Below are 19,486 nucleotides of genomic sequence, written 5' to 3'. Positions count from 1 at the left end.
ACTACCCTACTATAAGTTTATTAAAATGTTTCTCTGCAATTTCTATTATTCTACGTTCCAATCTAAATGGATACGCAACTAAAAAGGAAGTCGATGGCCCACCTGATTTTATTAAATCAACCTTAGATGATGATGTCACCCTATTCTTATCGAAACCAGGAAACATCCGCTCTAGTTCATGGAGTACTCCTTTTGACCCAACAGGCCAAACAGTCACACCCCGAACCCCACAAATTTCCTTGAATATAGATAACGGTGCAATCATATCCGCTTGGGATACCACTTCATCTCCTACCAAAGGCAAACCAATCAAGGCAACATTTTGATGCTGCAAGTCGTTTTGCTCCATACTACTTAAGATTGATCTTTTTCCAATCACAATTAATCCCATTGCCGATTGGGATAGTGAAAAATTACTTTCTGTACTTCCTGTAATTGGTACGTTTTCCATATCAAGTTCTGATAATCCCTTTCTAACTCCAGAAGCAATCTCATCCCAAGCTTCATTTCCACAAAAGTTTTGAATAACAACGGAAATAGGTTTGGCTCCTGATGCCATGCATTCCATTATTGCTACTCTAAATGAATAGAAACTAACGGTTTTATATGGAACCTTAACAGTGTCTTGTTCTCTCATTCCGACCGATCCACTATTATCACTCGTAATCACAAGCTGCTCTTCTTGGCCAATAGAAATGTAAAGTGCATCCCTCATTCCTTCACCTCTACTCTATGATTAACTTCTTGAAAAATGTGACTAAACGCGGATTTCAAATCCCCTTATCCTTTTATCGTCTGATTAATACCATACCAAATCACATCAACCCGCTCACACCTAAAAGAAAGATCTTGATAAACCCAACCCGTTAAATCCCGCCAATTTCTGTTCTCTTTCTCCATAGGAACAATGCCTTTAGTAATATCTGTACCAATGACTATGATTTTACGGTTGGAAGCTAAATTTTCCCATTCTAGCCAATCCTCTAATACTTTCCTCCAATATTCCCTGGCTTGATTAATGGTCATTTTCGCAGACAGTTCTTTGGTCCACAACTCTATACCTTCTAATACAACGGCCGAACTTTGCAAAACTCCGAAATTCTCCACTAACGGTTCTCCTTTGTAGGCAGAAATCCACTCAGCTTCCGGGTAGTTCTTCTTCACCCATGCTCGTTTCCCGTTAAAGGCACCTCCTGTAATGAAACGCAATGCGCACCCCTCCTTAATTGTTTCCGGTCAAACGTCAACACATATCCAGTTCCATGTGGAATATTCCACTCCCAAAATTCTTTTTCTTCCAGAGATAACTTATCCAGCAGATAACGAATCACACCACCATGTGTCACGATAAACAACTTCTGGTAATCCCGTTGTAACATAATATCAACTAACTTATTCCATCCTTTCTCAACCCTCTTTGTAAACTGTTCAAAGGTCTCACCACCAGGAGGGGAATAAGTAAACATATTATTAATCCATTGCTGATATGCTTTCATCTCTTTAAGGTCCTCGTATGTTTTCCCTTGAAACATTCCGAAATTCATTTCTCTTAATTCCGTTAGAACCACTGGTTTTACATTTGGAAATAACAGATTTATAGTAGATAAACATCGCTTTAAGTCACTGGAAACAAATAAATCATAGGTATCCATTTTTAATTTATACGAGGACAAGTCTTGAATTGCTTCTGTACACAAAGGTGAATCATTCCATCCCATGTAATTCTTCTGCTGATTTCCCTCTGTTAGCCCATGACGAAATAATGTAATAGCCACAGTGTCATCCATAAAATATTTTCAGTCCCCTCTGTAGAAGCCCCAAGTACATCCCCAGTTATTCCACCAAACCACGTTACGGATTTTTTTTGAATGAAAAAGGAACATCCCAGCGCTACCACTACTATGGTAAGAGCAGGTAAAATAAAATGAATATCGATAAAGGCGATAAAACTGAGCAACGCAACCAAATAAACAGGATAAATTTTCAATGTACTTGAATTACCTGCCTTTTTGAAAAAGGATGCCAACCCGTCTTTCTTTGCTGCTGGTACTCTTAACAGTACGGTTCCCATCACTACTTTGCTCAAAAAAGGGATGAATATAATAAGGTAAAATGATAGACCACTTACAAAACCGATAATTTCATAGATAAACAAGAACCGCGAGCCTAATAGAATGAGAACAGACAATACTCCAAAAGCACCCGTTCTTGGATCCTTCATGATTTCTAGTCTTTTTCCTTTATCTTGGTAAGAGAAAAAGGCATCACTGGCATCCATCCACCCATCCAAATGGATTCCCCCGGTTATAATTATCGTGCATAGCCAGATCATAAATGCAATGGCTACTGACGAAAAGGGAGTCCATTCAATAAGTACATATAACAACGAAGTGTACAAAGCCCCTTGCAATAAACCTAATAAAGGAAAAGATTGAATACTTTTCTCGATATGCGTCTTATCCATTGGTAAGGACATGTTAATCGGAAGAGCAGTTAGAAATTGCAGACTGATTAAGAATCCTCTTATCATCTTCATTATTTCTTATCCCATCCATATGTAATGTCTTTTATCTTTTCCCAGTTCAGGTGACTTTTCATATTAAAAGCAAGGTTATCATACCGTTCCTCTTTTAACTCCTGAGTGTTCACTACATCTTTTATGGCTTGATGTTTCCATTTACGAATTTCATTCAGCCATTTATTTCTCCATTCATCATTATGGAAAAGATGATGCACATAGGTACCAATCATTTTCCCATCATGACTGTAATACCCTTCGTTTCTGCCATTTTCCAGTTTAAGAAAAGAAGCGTCTTCTCCAAATATCTCTGTTTTCCCTAAATGGATTTCATACCCTTCTATTAATTCATTTCCATTTAGCTTTGTATTTGGATGATAGTGTCCTTTCACACGAATCGTTTTTTTCTCCTCAAAGAAATTGGTTCGAGCTGGGATGAAACCCATCCCCTTCACTCGCTTCCCCTTATCCCCTGTATCAGAGCCCGTCTGGTCGATTATCTCAGTTCCCATCATTTGAAAACCACCGCAAATTCCCACCATAAAACCACCATCCTTAACAAAATCGAAAAGTAGTTCATGTAAACCCGATTCTTTTATTTCATGCAAATCATTGATGGTGCTTTTCGTTCCTGGAATAATGACTGCATCAGGCCTGCCAAACTCGGCTGAATCTTTCACAAATCGAAGTGAGACATCCTCCTCATAAAGAAATGGCTCGATATCACTGTAATTGGATATATAGGGCAAAGAGATAACAACCATATCAATTGGCTTCTTCTGTTTAGCATTGAACTGGGATTTGATCGACAAGGAATCTTCGCCATCTATCTGATGTTTTTCTTTATAGGGGAGAACCCCAAGAACAGGGATTCCTGTTTTTTCTTCCAGCCACTTCACTCCGTCTTGAAATAACCCTATATCTCCTCGGAATTTATTAATGATTAATCCTTGTACCCGACTTCGTTCATCTGGGGAAAGCAGTTCCAATGTACCGACAATGTTTGCAAAAACGCCACCACGTTCGATATCAGCTACTAAAAGAACTGGCACATCCGCAAGTTCCGCAACTTTCATGTTAACAATCTCTCGGTCGTTTAGATTGATTTCTACTGGACTACCGGCTCCTTCAATAACAACAACATCAAATTCCTTTTCTAAATAATCCAAGGAAGACTGGATAGCTTCCAGCCCTTTTCTATAGAACTTTTCTCGATAATCTCTCCCTGACAATGTTTCTGCTCTTTTCCCGAACAGAACAATTTCCGATTGTAAATCCGATCGTGGTTTTAATAGAATCGGATTCATCCAAACTGTTGCCGCCGTTTTAGCCGCTTCTGCTTGAATCCCCTGGGCCCGGCCAATCTCTTTTCCATCCATCGTCACGTAGGAATTATTTGACATATTCTGTGATTTAAATGGAGCGACTTTTATGCCATCCTTTACAAACAGTCGACATAACGCAGTTGTTATAAGACTTTTCCCAACATCAGAACCCGTTCCTTGAATCATAATCCCTCTCATCCTTCATCCCCCTTCATTAATAAGGGTATACCAGCTTCGACAACATAAGCTTGTTTGGCAATGCTCGTAATTTGCTGGTGTAATTTTCCTATAAGCTGACAATATGTAATCATAAGTTCACTATTATAGCAGGGTTCGGATAAAACCTCATTACTAACAAGGACTAAGTGGTGACAGTTTTTCTCTAATGCTTTTATTCCAGTCCATATACGATGGAAAACTTCCTCTTTATTAAAAAAAGGGTTACCCCAATCTTGTTCATGAGAGAATAGCTCATTCGATAATAAAGTCGTTAAACAGTCCAACAGGAGAACGTCATTTTCATTAAAGCAGGATGACACTGATCCAATGTCGGTTGCTTGCTCCCATGTTTTCCATGAAGACCCACTTTCATTTCTATCCTTTTGGTGACGCACAATTCTTTCCTTCATTTCATCATCAGATGGATCACCTGTGGCTATATAATGAAGGGAACCTCCCATTTCCAATGCTTTTTTAATCGCCAGCCTTTCAGCAAAGCTGCTTTTCCCACTTCGTACTCCACCAGAAATAAACGTTATGGAAGCTGTTTTCATTCTCTTAATACCTCCATAAGCCGATTATTTTCTTCTGTGCTTTTAATAGCAAATCGCAGCCATTTGCCTTCTAAACCTGGAAAATTAAATGTATGCCTAGGAACAATGCCTTTCCTTATTAGAAATTTAAAGAATGACAATTGATCTTCCTCTAACGGATCCCGCAATAAATAAAAATTAACTTGAGAAGGTGAAACCTCATACCCCTCTTTATGAAAGAAGGAAAATAACTTTCCACGTTCGGAACGTATATACCTTATTGTGTTTTGAACAAAATTATCATCCTGTAAACATACTTGTCCTGTCAACATAGCCATTATATTAACACTCCAATGCGGCTGGTAGGACGTCAGCTTTTCTATGATATTTTGACTAGCTATCATATATCCAAGTCGTAATCCAGGAATAGCAAACATCTTTGTCATGGAACGAAGAATAATAACATGTTCATATTTTTTTACTAAAGGAGTAATCTGCACATAGTCTTCTAAAAAATCATAAAAGGCTTCATCTATGATAAGAAAGACATTTCTTTGTTCACACTCCGCTATTAGCTTAACGATGGATGAATAGGGATAATGAATGCCTGTTGGATTGTTAGGATTGCATAAAAAGACGGCATCCATACCTCTTAGTTTTCCTGCTATTTCGGCCTCGTCCAATCCCCATTCCAGCTCATTTAACTGATGGTAATAAATGTGACAGTCATTTGCACGACAAGCCTTCTCATACTCGGAAAAGGCTGGTTCAATAATGAGCACATTCTTTCCAGAAAACATCCTACCTAATAACGTAATCAACTCGGAACCGCCGTTTCCAATTAGGATGGATCCTGAATCTACGTCCGTTATTCTAGCAATCTGTTCCTTTAATAAAAGTGCATGTGGATCTGGATAATCACTAATCTCATTGTAAAAGTTCATCCATCTTTTCTTTAAGATATCAGGTGGCCCTAATGGATTAATATTGGCACTTAAATCAATCAAATTTTCCGGTTTGGGAATGCCCATCTTCTCATATAAATATTGTGGGTTAGAACCGTGCTGTGGCCATTTCAAAAAGTATCCCTCCAATCCATAAAACAAGTAAGAATAAAAAGCTTGTACGTGTTAATATCTTGTTTGCGTTCAAAATATGTTCTTTTTTTAATGATACAATGGAATCTCCCATTTTTGCTCTATTAGAGATTATTCCTTTATAAAAATTCACACCACCAAGTTGAACCCCTAGAAGGGCTGCTACTGCCGCTTCCAACCAGCCACTATTTGGGCTTGGATGTCTTTTTGCATCCCGGAATAAGATTTTCCATGCATTTTTCTTACTCATGTTGGCTGGCTTGTTTCCTAGTAAAATAAGGAAAGCAGTTAGACGGCTTGGTATCCAATTCACCAAATCATCCAATCTAGCAGAAGCCCATCCAAATTCTTGGTATTTTTCGTTTTTATAACCAACCATCGAATCACATGTATTAATTGCTCGGTAAACAATGGCAAATGGTGCTCCACCAAGCAACCCCCAAAATAAAGGAGCAGTTACCCCATCACTTGTGTTCTCCGCAACCGTCTCCACTGTTCCCCTAACAATTTCCTCTTCTCCAAGGTGATTGGTATCTCTGCCTACAATGTAGGATAACTTAATCCTTGCTTCAGCCATATCTCCGTTTTTTAGAGGATGATAGACCAACAAAGCGGCATCTTTCAGTCCTTTTTGAGCAATGGTCGTAGAGATGAGGATACTTTCTAAAATGATCCCAGCAATCGGATGAACACAATAAAAGCTCCATACAAGAAAAGCGGTTATTAGGAAAGTAACACATATGATGAGAAAAACCATCATCATCCCTTTGGCTTTACGTGACTTCCCTTGATTCAGCCCTTTTTCCAATACGGAGATTCCATTCCCAATCCACTTAACAGGATGGGGCCAGGTTGGAGGATCACCGATAACAAAGTCAATGAAGACAGCTAATGTAATTGCGATTAAATGGTATCCCATTAGTCCTGGTCCCTTCTTAAATTTTTTTTGATTGGCTTACAATTCGATTCCTTTAACAGCTTTTACCCCTTCATTATAATAATGTTTTTCTACTTCAACTACAGACACAAGATCGGCTACGTCTCTAATTTCCTGTTTCGCATTTCTTCCTGTAATCACAAGGTGAACATGTTCTGGTTTGTTTTCAATCATGTTTATCACCTCATTTAATGGCAAAACATCATCGATTGGAAAACGATCAATCGCTAAAGCATTGTTTAACTCGTCTAAAATCACTAAATCATATTCTCCACTCATGACAGCATCCCTAGCATTGGGCCAGGCCTTCTTTAAAGCTTCTCGATGTTCCTCCGGTGTTTTCAACCAAGTAAATCCAATTCCCAGTTGGACCATCTCCACCCCTAGCTTTTCAAGTGCCATTTGCTCTCCATAAGAGCGTCTTGGTGATTTAATAAATTGCAGGATTTTTACTTTAAATCCTCTTCCAACTCCACGTACTGCTAAGCCTATCGCTGCCGTTGTTTTTCCTTTCCCATCTCCTGTATAAACTAATGTTAATCCTTTTCTTTTTTGTTTTCCCATAACCTGTCAACCTCCTATTAGTCTTAGGCTCTTTTCGTACAGAGTGTTGTTATTTAATCCATAGCCTTCATTTCTAAACATTTGTCAATCCAATTCCGGATAACTGATGGACAAGAGGCAAAATGAATATGCGTATATCCTGCCACTACATTATGGATGAGGGATCCCTCTTTATATTTGCCCCTCATCCCTTTTACCTCATATGCATACGGAACATCATCATCGGCTCGGTAATATGTGGAATAATGAAATTCATGACCTTTTGCTAAATTATTTCTTAGTAAAAAATTCCCGTTCACTCCCATTACTTCTCGGTATCCGAGTGACTGCAATGTAAATTGCATTTGTATTTCACCCGAAATGATTCCAATCATTTCATGTTTTATCTTCTCTGTTGTTTCTATTGATTCCGTCAAATACATAAAGCCTCCACACTCCGCTAAAGTCGGTAATCCATTTTCAATAGCAGTTTTCAACGACTCTTTTGTGACACGATTACTGGCAAGCTTTCCAGCAAACTCTTCGGGAAAACCGCCACCAAGATAAAGCCCGTCCACGTCTTTTGGCAGGGATTCATTAGCTAATGGGGAAAAATAGATAATTTCTACACCACCTGCTTCCAACATTTCCAAGTTCTCTGGATAATAAAAATTAAATGCCTCATCCTTTGCCACCGCAATTTTCAAGAACCTTTCCTTTTTTTGGTCAAAAAGCGAGGGGCCACTTAATGCTGTTAATGGTTCTGCAACGGATAGTTCCAAAAGCTTATCCATGTCAACCGTCTCTATAACTAAATCTCCTAATCTACCAAAAAAAGAATCCAAATCTCCTCTTTCAATCGAAGGAATAAGTCCTAAATGCCTTTCTGGAATTTCAACATCTAGTTCTCGTTTTAAATAGCCAATGACAGGTATCTCACATTCTTGTTCAATCGCTGTTCTCACTAATTGAAAATGACCTTCACTTCCCACTTGGTTTGCGATAACTCCTACAATATTTGGTCCCTCGGCAAATGCTTGAAACCCCTTGACAATTGCTGCAGCACTACGGGCCATACTCGAGCAATCCACAACAAGTAATACGGGACTTTTTGTTAACATACTAATTTCTGCAGTAGATCCAGCATTGGTTTCTGGGCTTTTTCCATCAAAGAAGCCCATTACCCCTTCAATAATCGAAATATCAGCGCCTTCCATTCCATGTGTGAAAATATCTAATACCCTATCTTTTGTTAACATCCAACTATCCAGATTTCGAGACGTTCGGTTTGTTACCGCTGTATGATAGGTAGGATCAATATAATCAGGCCCACATTTAAATCCTTGAACAGTGAGTTCACGCTTTTTTAATGCGGCCATAATCCCAATGGTTAAGGTTGTTTTGCCTACACCACTACCAGTCCCTGCAATGACTATCCGTTTTTCTGACAAAATAATCTCCCCCTTGCAAGTAAAATAAAGGACCCACTACCTTTGAACCCGCTTCAAATATTTCTTTACTGCTTTCTTTGTTGCATGATACACCATCTGACCAATCCCTTTTCCTACAACGGTTCCTGATCCAGCATAAGGGGTTCTCTCTCCTTGCTGTGTTAAACCAAGAAGGAGAGCATCCGTTGATGTACCCGTTGCGATTGTATTTGATTCAGGGTCTTTTACTTGAAGGTCTTGTAATGCCTTTACTTTTGCCTCGGTTGCGGACATGTAGCCATTAACGAGTGCTCCGTCCGTAAAATGGGCATCCATAAACAACATCGTATTGATCGTACCAATCTGGATGCTAGGATTTGCTACATATTCATTGGTGATATCGATGGCATTTCCAACCCCAGCTGTTATAATGATCATCATGGGAATTCCTTCGATCTCTCTCGTTTCCATCACCATATCATCCAGATTAACTGCCGTCATCATTCCTACTGCCTGTTCATGAGGAATGTTGTACATGTTCATCCAATCTTGTAAATCCTTTTTCGGATTAGAGCAATTATAGTGTTTGTCCACATGAAAATTACAAAAGTGATTTAACCACTGGATCCCTTCTCCTATCACACCATTCGAAACCGTTCGTAATGCTTGATCAAATTGAACATGAATATAGGTGCTATTTTTCACGATTTTATAGGAATTGTAAAAGTCGATAGGGTGTTCTGTTATCATATGTCCTGGTGTCATGAGAAGCTGTGGTTTTGGTACAGATGGATGGGATTGTGTTTTCACTTCCACATCATACACCTTTTTTAGCTGTTCTTCTTTCCGTAATACATCAACCCGCCCCACTTCTAACAATTTACCTTTTTCAAGTAAACCTATCCGATTCGCATAAAGGGAAGCAACGTTTAAATCATGTAATATAGCTAAAACCGTTAACCCTGTTTCCTGTTGTTGTTCTTTTAATAAATCAAGAATCTGAAACGTATACTTAATATCCAAGTGATTGGTCGGCTCGTCTAAAAGCAGAATTTCTGGCTCCTGTGCTAAAGCTTTCGCTAATAAAACCCGTTGCTTTTCACCTCCACTAATCATTCGAAAGGGGGTATGTCGATAATGGCTTATTTTCGTTTTTTCCATGACATCTACAATAATTTTCTGGTCTGCTTTGGATAGTTGCTTTAGTACTCCTTTTTGGTGAGGGTAACGCCCAAGACTAATAATCTCTTCAACCGTATAATCAAAGGAAATCTGGATTTCCTGGGTTAGGACAGATACTTTTCTTGCTTTTTCAAACTTTGAATAAGAGGCGATTTCCTTTCCAGAAAGTAGAATTTCCCCTTCTTGGATTGGTAGCTGGCCTGTAATCAATTTAAATAGTGTTGTTTTACCGCTCCCATTTGGTCCAAGTAATGCAAAGAACTCGCCTTGTTCTATCTCCAAATCAAGCCCTTTGATAATGGGAGTATTTTTATATCCACCAACAAGATTTTTCATTTTTATCATCATCCTACCCCCTACCACTAATTCGTTCCTTAACGAGTAAAATTGCAAAAATCGGCGCACCAATCAGACCTGTAATGACACCAATCGGAAGTTCACTTGGGGCAACAATTGTTCTTGAAAGAAGATCAGCTAAAATGAGAAACGCTCCACCTACCAGCATCGATAATGGCAGGACGTGTTTATGATTGGGGCCTGTCACTAAACGAACAAGATGAGGAATCACTAGTCCAACAAACCCAATGGTACCAGAAACTGCTACAGCAGCACCGGTTAATAGGGAAGCGCCAATTAATATGAATAATTTCCCTCTTTTTACATTTACTCCTATATGGTCAGCTGCTTCCTCGCCTAATGCTAATGCATTTAGTTCGCGATAGTGAATGAAAAGAATAAAGGACCCGACAATCATAAAAGGAATGATGAGTTGAACATGACTCCACCCTCTCATTGCCACACTTCCATATAGCCAGTAAATAATTTGGGTCATGGAATCTTGATCACCTAGCGAAATAATTAGTGACGTCAGAGCCCCAATAAAAGCACTGATAATGATTCCTGCCAGAATAATCGTTTCAATGGCCAAACTTCTGCTGCTTAATCGAACTAAACCAAAGACAGCAAATAATGTGATCAACCCACTAACGATAGCAACGACAGGAAGTGTATAACTTCCTAATCCTATAATCGTCAATTGGAAAAATATAACAAACACCGCACCTAAAGCAGCCCCTGATGAAACTCCAATCGTATAAGGATCTGCTAATGGGTTTCTCAAAAGCCCTTGGAAGGCAGCACCAGCCAGTGCTAAGGATGCCCCGACACAAAGCGCAAGCAAAACTCTTGGAAGACGAATATTCCATATAATCATCTCTACATTTTTAGGAACATCACTAAGCCAAGCTATTCCAAAAATTTTTTCAGATACAATATGCAAAATCGTAGGAATTGGAATAGTCACACTACTTTCCAATAAACCAAGGAGGGTTGTACCTAGTACAAGCCCTCCTGCAAATATATACAACCAAACTACTTTATTCGCCAAATACTTCCGGGTAAATGAGCTTAGCAAGTGTTTCCACCCCTTCGATTAAACGAGGGCCTGGTCTTGTTACGGTATCGTTATTCACATCGAATACTTGCTCATTTTTAACAGCTGGAACCTCTTGCCATCCATCACGTGAATACACTTCATTTTCTGGGTCATCTATGTAATAGCCGTATGTCGTAATAATAACCTCTGGGTCCAAATTAACAGCTTCCTCTTCCGTAAATTTCACCCATCCTTCTTCGTCTGCCGCAACATTAATCGCCTGAATGGACTCAAGCATCTCATGCATAAATGTATTTGTTCCTGTTGTGAAGATATCTGGAGATGGGGCTACCTCCACCCAAACTCTTTTCTTATCCGTAATTGCTTCTGCTGCTTTTTCTTTAATAGCTTCATGGCGTTCCTTCATATCCGTAATAATTCCTTCTGCTTCTTCCCCAGTTCCTGTCGCAGTAGCTATCATTTCCATTCCGCTATACGCATCGTCAAACGATTCAGCACTTCCAGTAACGACAACATCGATACCTGCTTCCTCATACTGTTCTAGCATGTCCAAATGATTATTATAGTGATAATTAGTAACAAATACGACGTCTGGTAAAAGAGTTAAGATAAGTTCAACATTCATATCTTGTGCACCAACATTTTGAATTTCCAGAGCTTCCTCTGGATAGTTATCATAGTCAGATACTCCAATAATTTTATCGCCTAAACCAAGTGCAAATAAAATTTCTGTTGTACTTGCTTGAATCGAAACAATGGTTTCTGGTTCGGATTCAATTGTTACTTCTCTTCCGACATCATCTGTAAAGGTTACTGGAAATAGCTCTTCTGTCCCTTCTTGTATTTCCTCACCATTATTATCATTTGTTTCAACTTCTTCAGGTACATTCTCCTCATTTTGTACCGCTTCCTGTTCTTGTGTACCACAACCTGCTAAAAACGTGATACTTAACAAAAGAACAATACCTATAAGCCTCCACTTTTTAATAATATTGCTGTTCATCTCTTCTCCTCCTACTTTTTCTTTGCAATAAAAAACGCCATTTCCTGGGGAAAAGGCGTAAATGTATAAGGCACACTTGTATCTTCAGTAAGTAGAAAATGAAACATTTAGAATCCCACCTACTGTGACCGCTTACAATGCACTTTAAACATTCCTTTCCTCGAGGAAGATTAAAACCAAATAGGCAGGTCTCCTGACTTACGATTCAATGGTTGGCTAATCCTTCCCATGTAGATTACACAGTGGATCACTTTAACCTTCCTCATCGCTCACAGTGGCGGGACCGTGTTGGATTCACACCAACTTCCCTCTTAGTCTTAAATAAATCTTACAAGAATCATTTAAGAAACCTATTTGTCCGGCTATTTTTTATGTTATAAACAATTATAGTATAACCCCTCCCTCGTTGTACAGAAATTTCGCCTTTTTCCGAAAAAATCTTGTTTCTCCCAAAGTCTAGTACTTAATTGATATGGTGACAGGCACTTTCCGAATTTTGTCGAACACTCAAATACTGATGTTTACTAAATATTGGCAATGGGTATTTTCCCTATAGTGCCTAGTCATCTTTCGCAAGTGTAAACACTTTATCTTCCATCACCATAGACGGGTAATTTATGTTCACTCCGCTCCTCGGAAAAGAAGTACGCTTTTCCTGCGTTCGATGCGAAGATACACACCTTTAAGAAGTAAGTAAAAAGATGTCAGTTTCCCGCAGTTGATTCTATAGGGAGAGTGATATAATACTATTTTTAATATAATTGAACACAATCTAGATTAAATTTACCTTCATAGGATTATTAATCACACCCCAACCCAAACCCTAACCTGCACATACCCCTGCACCAACACATAAATTACCAGCGCATACTTCCAATTAAATCGAATACCATTCTTAAACGCACTCAAACCATTTGCCCCACTCAACATAATAAGAGGCATGATCAATGGAGATAACATAATTGAAATTGCACTACCTGATGTAATAGCTAACACGGTTAGTTCTGGTGGGTATGGAAGATGAATCGATTCCAGGATTCCTGCAACTAAAACCATCACCGTCAATGGCCCCAATCCAACAAAACCGAGAATGATAATAATGAACGGAAGGAAATACAGGATATTTAAAAATGGGATTGATTCCTGTATCATATAAATTCCATCAACAACTACGTGAGCAAATCCGGTTTGGTTCAGTGCATAAATCAATATTCCTGCCCCCAGCATGACACAAAGCTGATATGCCTGATGTTCGATATCTTTTGTTACATAGGCATACGCTTCCTGTGTTAATCGTTTTGGCCTTCTTTTTATAAGGTAATAGGCTGTCATCCAGATCAACACAACTAACGGAATCAAAACTAACAATTCCAAATTAATCATCGCCTGCAGAATTAGTATCGAACCAAATAGGGAAACAAACAGCACAACAAATTCCCTCACATTACGGTGCATTTGTTTTCTATTCCTGGTATGGCTTAGTACATCATCGATTTCTGTTTGCAGTCCGGCAGTTAAGTCCACTCCATAACGCTTCTCTTCAAAATGCGAAAAGATAAGAGCCACGATAATCCCTGCAATGGAAATCCCTAGTCCCTGTAAAATCGACACCCCTAGAGAAGCACCCATCACTTCAACTACATAGGCAAAGCTTGGAATGCTTACCACCCACATCACCGATAACGAAAACCCTCGAAGTAGTGCTGTTCCCTTATAATTTTCCCATGGCTCGCCATGTTCATTTTTTAAAACGGTATTCACAAATTGATACATCATGGAAATCGATCCGAATAATAAAAAGTAGGCGATAACCTGTGTAAACGAGACGATCCCAAAATAAAATTTGCGGCTCGTATCCAGCAGGTTATGAGCAAAACTCATGATCGATTCAATATAATTTTCTTCCTGAAGGACCCAGCTGATCATTGGAACGATAATTAATAAGCCAACCATGTTCCGCATTTGCACCAAACCGTTTAGAAATCCATCTACTAGGGACCCGCCGGAAAAAATGAGAATGATCATGCCTGCAAGAAGCAGTCCAAATGGCATTTTAATATGATTAATATGTAGCTTCAAAACGGTAAAGGTGAAGATACCAAAACCAGAAATCGCCAACAGTAAAACGAAAAAGCTATTTTCATAGAAATATGTGATAAAATGTAAGATCGCATAAAGTACAATAGAAATTCTCAAACCCCAGTTCTCTACAGCCTGCATGTGCATAACTCCTAACTGTATGTAAACACAAAAATATGAAAGGAGATAATCCTCCTTCCATTACTATAGCATGAAACATTCAACTTTTCTGTCGAATCTTTTAAAATTTCTAAGTGTCAATCCCGCAAGATACCGCCAGTAGTTCAACCAAATGAACTACCTCGATTTCATCAGTCTGCCCTTCCCTTTCCACACCCAGTTTCATTTGCAAGTGACATCCAGGATTCGTCGTTATCATCATATCCGGTTTTCGCTTTAAAGCTCCCACATGTTTCATCTTCTCGTCCAAAATATCCATAGAAGCTTCATAGTTTATGAGATTATAAATTCCAGCAGACCCACAGCACATATGTTGATGAGGCAGTTCCACATACTGAATGCCAGGGGTCGATTTCAGAAGCTTGACAGGTTCTTCCGTTCGTTTTTGTACATTGCTGAGATGGCAGGAAGGCTGATAGGTTACAACTTTGTTTATTTCATGCTTAAATGGAAGCTCCAATTCAGATAGAATGACACTAATATCAACATTTTTCCGGGAAAATTTCTCCGCACGTTCTTTCCATTTACCATCCTCTTCCGAAAATAGCTGGTCATACTCCACGAGCATTGCACCACAGCCACCAATACTGTTCACCATATAATCCAAATCATATGCTTCAAATGCTGCAACATTCCGCTTCGCTAACTCCTTCGTCACCTTTGTATGACCACTATGACTCTGCAATGCCCCACAGCATGTCTGTTCATCCAACACAGTAACTTCACAACCTGCTGCCTGAAGAAGTTTAATTGCCTTTGTATTGATGGAGGAAAACATGGCATCCATCATGCAACCGGTAAAATATCCAATTTTATATACAGGATGATCTGCTGCTGCAGGATAAAACTTTGCACGCTTTCCTATTCCTTGTGTCTCCGGCAATATCGCTTCAAAGGAACGCATTGGTTCAGGAAGGAGGGTTATTGCCTTTGTTTTTCTTGCGACCTGTTGCATACCAAATTTTTGATAAATTGATATCCCAGCACCTGCTGCACGCAACAGCTTTTTATTCGGAAATACCTTTCCAAAGACAAATTCCTGAAAAAATGACCGCCGTCCCTTTTCCTCAAGAAGCACCTCTTTTGCCGACTCCAAAATCTTGCCGTATTGGACATTGGTCGGACATACAACCTCACATGCACGGCAGCCCAAACATAAATTAATCGGCCCTTCCAGCTCGGAAAAAGTGATGTTACCTTCTGCTGCCATCTTCACTAGATTAATTCTTCCCCTTGGGGAGTGGGTTTCTTTTTCCATCGTGATGTAAGTGGGGCAAGCCGGTAAACAATAGCCACACTGCACACAATCAAAGGTTTCTTCATACGCAAGTCTCGCACTACCCATCACTTAACACCAGCTTTTGACCTGGCTCAGGAAAGATTTTACCCGGATTTAAAATATGGTTTGGATCCCAGCTTTGTTTAATCCGTTTCATCATATCAAGACCCACTTCCCCTAATTCCATTTCCATAAATGGTGCTTTTAACGTCCCGATCCCATGTTCTCCGGATAATGTTCCACCAAGTTCAATGGCAGCCTGAAAAATTCCCTCCACTGCCTGTTCTACTCTCTGCATTTCGTCTTTGTCCCGTTTGTCAGCAATGATATTCGGATGTAAATTGCCATCTCCAGCATGCCCAAATACAACCAAATCCACTTGGTACTTTTCTTTAATTTCTTTTAACCGCTGAAACATAGCTGGAATCTTACTTCTTGGTACAGTAGCATCTTCGGAAATTTTTGTTGGCTTTTCACGAACAATCGCAGGGGAAACGAGCTTTCTGGCCTTCCACAAATTTTCTGCTTCCTGTTCATTTGCAGCAATGATTACTTCCTTGGCATCAGCCGCTTCACAAACTTGACGAACCCTTTCGCTTTCATCGGCAATAGCAGCAGGATGTCCGTCTAATTCGATTAAAATAAGAGCCTCGGCATCTGTTGGTAGCCCCAATGGTTCATAGGCTTCCACCGCGGTAATGGAAGCATTGTCCATCAACTCCAGTTTGGCCGGCAATATGCCAGCACTTAAAATATTGGTGATTGCTTTTCCGGAATCAGCCATCTCATCAAACACAGCCATTAATGTTTGATTTCCTTGAGGTTTTGGATAAAGCCGAAGAGTTGCTTCCGTAATAATTCCAAGCGTCCCCTCTGAACCGACAATCAACTTGGTCAAATCATATCCGGTCACATTTTTTACTGTTCTTCCCCCAGTCCGAATAATTTCTCCCTCTGGTGTGACCACCTCAAGTCCGATGACATAATCCTTCGTCACGCCATATTTTAATCCCCTTGGCCCTCCTGAATTTTCCGCTAAATTCCCACCAATTGTTGACACATGGGAACTGCTTGGGTCTGGAGGATAGATGAATCCCTGTTCCATTGCTGCATCATTAATGTTAGAGGTAAGAACTCCTGGAGATACGATGGCAACCATATCTTCCCTATCGATTTCCAGTTTGTCGTCCCATTTGGAAAAGTCTAAAACAATGCCACCTTTTACAGGCAATGGACCACCACTCAAACTCGTACCCTGCCCCCGGGGATACACAGGAATCAAATGCTTATTTGCCAGTTTCATGATATGAGTAACTTCTTGTGCGGATTTTGGTTGTACAACAATGTCTGGAAGATGTACACCAAATGAGGCATCATAGGAATAGCTGTATAGGTCTGCTTTATCTGTTAAGATCCTTTTTTGTTCTTTAATAATATTTCTAATTTGACCCAGTACCTCATCCATCATGGTCTAACTCCCCTTCCCCCTAAAAGCAAGAAAACCACCTATTCCCACAGGTAGTTTCTTGGTGTTTTTTATTCTATAATTTCGCTCTTTCCTTCTCCATTAACAAATCCCTTACCACTCGCTCAACTTCTTCACCAATCTCCTCATTCTGTAAAGCAAATTCTAAGTTTGTGCGGATGAATCCGAGCTTTTCCCCAACATCATAGCGTTTTCCTTCAAAATCATAAGCATACACGCGCTCGGTCTCATTCAATTCCTGGATGGCGTCCGTAAGCTGGATTTCTCCGCCGGCACCAATTTCCTGCTTATCCAAAAATGTAAAGATTTCCGGTGTGAAAATATAGCGCCCCATAATCGCCAAATTGGATGGTGCAGTTCCCGGTGCTGGTTTCTCTACAAAATGGCTGACCTGATATCTCCTACCTTCAATCGTACAAGGGTCCACAATCCCGTAGCGTGATGTTTCATTTTCAGGAACTTTTTGGACTCCGACAACGGATCTTTCCGTTTCCTCATATTGCTCAATGAGCTGCTTCAATGCCGGTTTATCTGCTTGAACGATATCATCTCCCAACAGCACAGCAAATGGTTCATCACCGATAAATTTGCGAGCACACCAAACCGCGTGCCCCAGCCCTTTTGGCTCTTTTTGACGTATGTAGTGAATATCGACTTCTGATGGTTCTTTTACCTTTTCCAATAACTCAAATTTCCCTTTATCCATCAGATTTCTCTCTAATTCAAAATTATTATCGAAGTGATCTTCTATCGACCGCTTTCCTTTTCCCGTCACAATCAAAATGTCCTCAATACCTGATGCAATGGCTTCATCAACAATGTACTGAATCGTTGGCTTATCAACAATTGGCAGCATTTCTTTCGGCATTGCTTTTGTTGCTGGTAAAAAACGTGTGCCCAGACCAGCTGCTGGGATAATTGCCTTTTTAATCGTTTTCATCGCTTTCCCCTCCACCATTAAGTTTATGTATAAGCTTTTCGCTTATGATTTTTCTGTTTATATTTTTTATCAATATTAATAACTATCGTACTACAATTTGTTAGGGAATTATAGTCTGAAAAATCATATATTATAACTTGAATTAGAAATGTGCGTTGTTGGGTTTGATTGTCTTATGGGTTCAATAAGAAAAGAGCCAACATCTTTGGATTTAAAAGTGTTGGCTCTTTTTTAAGCTGTTTTTAACTTATATATCTTGCTTTTTGGCTTTATTGTTGGGGAATTTAAGGGTCTTGACTTATAATTCAGCATTAAGCTCATTATTTCAGCATTCATCCCATTAATTCAGCCTTCATCCCCATAATTCAGCCTTCAAGTCTAGCTATTCAGCAAAGGACTAATTTTCAGGATTTCCGCGTCTCTTCTTCGGATGGTAATACCGTTTTCGCGATGTGATTATCGAGTTCCTCGAAATCATAGTACGAAATCGTTTCATACAATTCCTTCCTGGTTTGCATGTCTTCCAGGCCTTCTTTTTGTGTACCCGTTTGTTTAATTATTTCAAAGATACGCTCGTAGGCCTTGGCAGCTACTCGTAAGGAAGTAACAGGATATATTACCATGCGAAATCCCATATCCTGAAAAGCTTGTGCTGAAATGTATGGTGTTTTCCCAAATTCCGTCATATTTGCCAGCAATGGGACGGAGATTTTTTCTGAGAATAAGCGGAATTCTCCATCCGTTTGTAATGCTTCCGGGAAAATCGCATCTGCACCTGCTTCGATATAAGCCTCAGCTCTTTCTAAAGCTCCTTCTATGCCTTCTACTGCCCTGGCATCTGTTCGTGCGACAACGATGAGATTTGGCGCCACTTCTTTTATTGCTTTAATTTTTTGGACTAGTTCTTCTGGAGGAACGAGTTGTTTTCCATTTAAATGTCCACATTTCTTCGGTAATTGCTGGTCTTCTATTTGTACGGCAGCGACATTCGCTTCGACCATTTCTCTTGCAGTACGTGTTACACTCAATACACCACCAAACCCAGTATCGATATCCACTAATACCGGTAAGTTCGTTGCTCTAACAAGGTCACGGGCACGTTCTGCCATTTCGGTGGACGTTACCATTCCTAAATCAGGCAGACCCTTGCTTGCCGTGTAGGCAGCCCCCGATAGGTAAAGGGAAGAAAATCCGGCATTTTTGGCCACAAGTGCCGCCATGGCATCATGTGCGCCCGGTATTTGTAAAATATCTGGTGATTCGATAAGATCCTTAAATTGATTGGCTAATTCTCCCTGTGTCGACTGCTCGTTAACAATCCATGCCATAAAGCATCCCT

At 39.8% G+C, this 19,486-nt stretch carries 18 protein-coding genes and 1 riboswitch; all 18 genes read right to left on the bottom strand.

The features are described 5' to 3' along the window. Nucleotide 1: 1 nt before the first annotated feature. Nucleotides 2-715 (bottom strand): ATP-binding protein, encoded by a 714-nt coding sequence (locus GMJ66_RS07000; RefSeq protein WP_156289609.1) that lies wholly within the window; start codon nucleotides 713-715, stop codon nucleotides 2-4. 65 nt (nucleotides 716-780) lie between these two features. After that, nucleotides 781-1,209 carry a bifunctional adenosylcobinamide kinase/adenosylcobinamide-phosphate guanylyltransferase gene (locus GMJ66_RS06995; RefSeq protein WP_156289608.1) on the bottom strand — a complete coding sequence of 143 codons (429 nt, stop codon included), beginning with the start codon at nucleotides 1,207-1,209 and terminating at the stop codon, nucleotides 781-783. Then, a complete protein-coding gene (locus GMJ66_RS06990) occupies nucleotides 1,161-1,775 on the bottom strand; it encodes a histidine phosphatase family protein (RefSeq protein WP_231514848.1) in 615 nt (204 codons plus the stop codon). The genes GMJ66_RS06995 and GMJ66_RS06990 overlap by 49 nt, the downstream gene beginning before the upstream one ends. Beyond that, nucleotides 1,745-2,536: an adenosylcobinamide-GDP ribazoletransferase gene (cobS, locus tag GMJ66_RS06985; RefSeq protein WP_156289606.1), complete on the bottom strand. Its 792-nt coding sequence runs from the start codon at nucleotides 2,534-2,536 to the stop codon at nucleotides 1,745-1,747. The genes GMJ66_RS06990 and cobS overlap by 31 nt, the downstream gene beginning before the upstream one ends. Then, nucleotides 2,536-4,041 (bottom strand): cobyric acid synthase, encoded by a 1,506-nt coding sequence (locus GMJ66_RS06980; RefSeq protein ID WP_156289605.1) that lies wholly within the window; start codon nucleotides 4,039-4,041, stop codon nucleotides 2,536-2,538. Before GMJ66_RS06980 ends, cobS begins: the two co-directional genes overlap by 1 nt. Then, on the bottom strand, nucleotides 4,038-4,616 hold the full coding sequence (locus tag GMJ66_RS06975) for a bifunctional adenosylcobinamide kinase/adenosylcobinamide-phosphate guanylyltransferase (RefSeq protein WP_156289604.1): 579 nt from the start codon (nucleotides 4,614-4,616) through the stop codon (nucleotides 4,038-4,040). The genes GMJ66_RS06980 and GMJ66_RS06975 overlap by 4 nt, the downstream gene beginning before the upstream one ends. After that, the gene (cobD, locus tag GMJ66_RS06970; protein WP_156289603.1) at nucleotides 4,613-5,674 is read right to left on the bottom strand and encodes a threonine-phosphate decarboxylase CobD; all 1,062 of its coding nucleotides are present in this window, start codon (nucleotides 5,672-5,674) and stop codon (nucleotides 4,613-4,615) included. The genes GMJ66_RS06975 and cobD overlap by 4 nt, the downstream gene beginning before the upstream one ends. Beyond that, nucleotides 5,649-6,611: an adenosylcobinamide-phosphate synthase CbiB gene (gene cbiB, locus GMJ66_RS06965; protein ID WP_156289602.1), complete on the bottom strand. Its 963-nt coding sequence runs from the start codon at nucleotides 6,609-6,611 to the stop codon at nucleotides 5,649-5,651. The genes cobD and cbiB overlap by 26 nt, the downstream gene beginning before the upstream one ends. Before the next feature lie 36 nt (nucleotides 6,612-6,647). After that, entirely contained in the window at nucleotides 6,648-7,193 is a 546-nt protein-coding gene (locus tag GMJ66_RS06960) for a cob(I)yrinic acid a,c-diamide adenosyltransferase (protein ID WP_156289601.1), read from the bottom strand. A gap of 53 nt (nucleotides 7,194-7,246) precedes the next feature. Next, nucleotides 7,247-8,623, bottom strand: a complete 1,377-nt coding sequence (locus tag GMJ66_RS06955) for a cobyrinate a,c-diamide synthase (RefSeq protein ID WP_156289600.1) — start codon at nucleotides 8,621-8,623, stop codon at nucleotides 7,247-7,249. 36 nt (nucleotides 8,624-8,659) lie between these two features. Next, the gene (locus GMJ66_RS06950) at nucleotides 8,660-10,129 is read right to left on the bottom strand and encodes an adenosylcobinamide amidohydrolase (RefSeq protein ID WP_156289599.1); all 1,470 of its coding nucleotides are present in this window, start codon (nucleotides 10,127-10,129) and stop codon (nucleotides 8,660-8,662) included. Nucleotides 10,130-10,133: 4 nt separating this feature from the next. Beyond that, entirely contained in the window at nucleotides 10,134-11,198 is a 1,065-nt protein-coding gene (locus tag GMJ66_RS06945) for a FecCD family ABC transporter permease (protein ID WP_156289598.1), read from the bottom strand. Continuing rightward, complete coding sequence (locus tag GMJ66_RS06940) at nucleotides 11,161-12,183, bottom strand: ABC transporter substrate-binding protein (protein ID WP_156289597.1); 1,023 nt, start codon at nucleotides 12,181-12,183, stop codon at nucleotides 11,161-11,163. Before GMJ66_RS06940 ends, GMJ66_RS06945 begins: the two co-directional genes overlap by 38 nt. Nucleotides 12,184-12,349: 166 nt before the next feature. After that, a riboswitch (cobalamin riboswitch) is annotated at nucleotides 12,350-12,552 on the bottom strand. Nucleotides 12,553-12,987: 435 nt separating this feature from the next. Further along, on the bottom strand, nucleotides 12,988-14,403 hold the full coding sequence (locus GMJ66_RS06935) for a hypothetical protein (protein ID WP_156289596.1): 1,416 nt from the start codon (nucleotides 14,401-14,403) through the stop codon (nucleotides 12,988-12,990). Nucleotides 14,404-14,512: 109 nt separating this feature from the next. Then, entirely contained in the window at nucleotides 14,513-15,787 is a 1,275-nt protein-coding gene (locus tag GMJ66_RS06930; protein WP_156289595.1) for a (Fe-S)-binding protein, read from the bottom strand. Further along, nucleotides 15,780-17,186 carry an FAD-binding oxidoreductase gene (locus tag GMJ66_RS06925; protein WP_156289594.1) on the bottom strand — a complete coding sequence of 469 codons (1,407 nt, stop codon included), beginning with the start codon at nucleotides 17,184-17,186 and terminating at the stop codon, nucleotides 15,780-15,782. Before GMJ66_RS06925 ends, GMJ66_RS06930 begins: the two co-directional genes overlap by 8 nt. A gap of 76 nt (nucleotides 17,187-17,262) precedes the next feature. After that, nucleotides 17,263-18,147, bottom strand: a complete 885-nt coding sequence (gene galU, locus GMJ66_RS06920; protein WP_156289593.1) for a UTP--glucose-1-phosphate uridylyltransferase GalU — start codon at nucleotides 18,145-18,147, stop codon at nucleotides 17,263-17,265. Between the two features lie 404 nt (nucleotides 18,148-18,551). After that, nucleotides 18,552-19,475, bottom strand: a complete 924-nt coding sequence (gene prpB / locus GMJ66_RS06915; RefSeq protein WP_156289592.1) for a methylisocitrate lyase — start codon at nucleotides 19,473-19,475, stop codon at nucleotides 18,552-18,554. Nucleotides 19,476-19,486: the final 11 nt, after the last annotated feature.

The sequence above is a fragment of the Oceanobacillus salinisoli genome, from assembly GCF_009733865.1.
GTDB classification, from domain to species: Bacteria; Bacillota; Bacilli; order Bacillales; family Amphibacillaceae; genus Oceanobacillus; species Oceanobacillus salinisoli.
The sequence above is the reverse complement of the archived record's forward strand: the minus strand, read 5'-3'. Positions and strand labels throughout refer to the sequence as shown.

Coding starts and splice junctions, on each gene's coding strand:
- GMJ66_RS06975 (WP_156289604.1), bottom strand. CDS start 4,616: ATGAAAACAGCTTCCATAACGTTTATTTCTGGTGGAGTACGAAGTGGG.
- GMJ66_RS06950 (WP_156289599.1), bottom strand. CDS start 10,129: ATGATAAAAATGAAAAATCTTGTTGGTGGATATAAAAATACTCCCATT.
- GMJ66_RS06960 (WP_156289601.1), bottom strand. CDS start 7,193: ATGGGAAAACAAAAAAGAAAAGGATTAACATTAGTTTATACAGGAGAT.
- GMJ66_RS07000 (WP_156289609.1), bottom strand. CDS start 715: ATGAGGGATGCACTTTACATTTCTATTGGCCAAGAAGAGCAGCTTGTG.
- GMJ66_RS06925 (WP_156289594.1), bottom strand. CDS start 17,186: ATGGATGAGGTACTGGGTCAAATTAGAAATATTATTAAAGAACAAAAA.
- cobS (WP_156289606.1), bottom strand. CDS start 2,536: ATGAAGATGATAAGAGGATTCTTAATCAGTCTGCAATTTCTAACTGCT.
- cbiB (WP_156289602.1), bottom strand. CDS start 6,611: ATGGGATACCATTTAATCGCAATTACATTAGCTGTCTTCATTGACTTT.
- GMJ66_RS06940 (WP_156289597.1), bottom strand. CDS start 12,183: ATGAACAGCAATATTATTAAAAAGTGGAGGCTTATAGGTATTGTTCTT.
- GMJ66_RS06980 (WP_156289605.1), bottom strand. CDS start 4,041: ATGAGAGGGATTATGATTCAAGGAACGGGTTCTGATGTTGGGAAAAGT.
- galU (WP_156289593.1), bottom strand. CDS start 18,147: ATGAAAACGATTAAAAAGGCAATTATCCCAGCAGCTGGTCTGGGCACA.
- GMJ66_RS06935 (WP_156289596.1), bottom strand. CDS start 14,403: ATGCAGGCTGTAGAGAACTGGGGTTTGAGAATTTCTATTGTACTTTAT.
- prpB (WP_156289592.1), bottom strand. CDS start 19,475: ATGGCATGGATTGTTAACGAGCAGTCGACACAGGGAGAATTAGCCAAT.
- GMJ66_RS06930 (WP_156289595.1), bottom strand. CDS start 15,787: ATGGGTAGTGCGAGACTTGCGTATGAAGAAACCTTTGATTGTGTGCAG.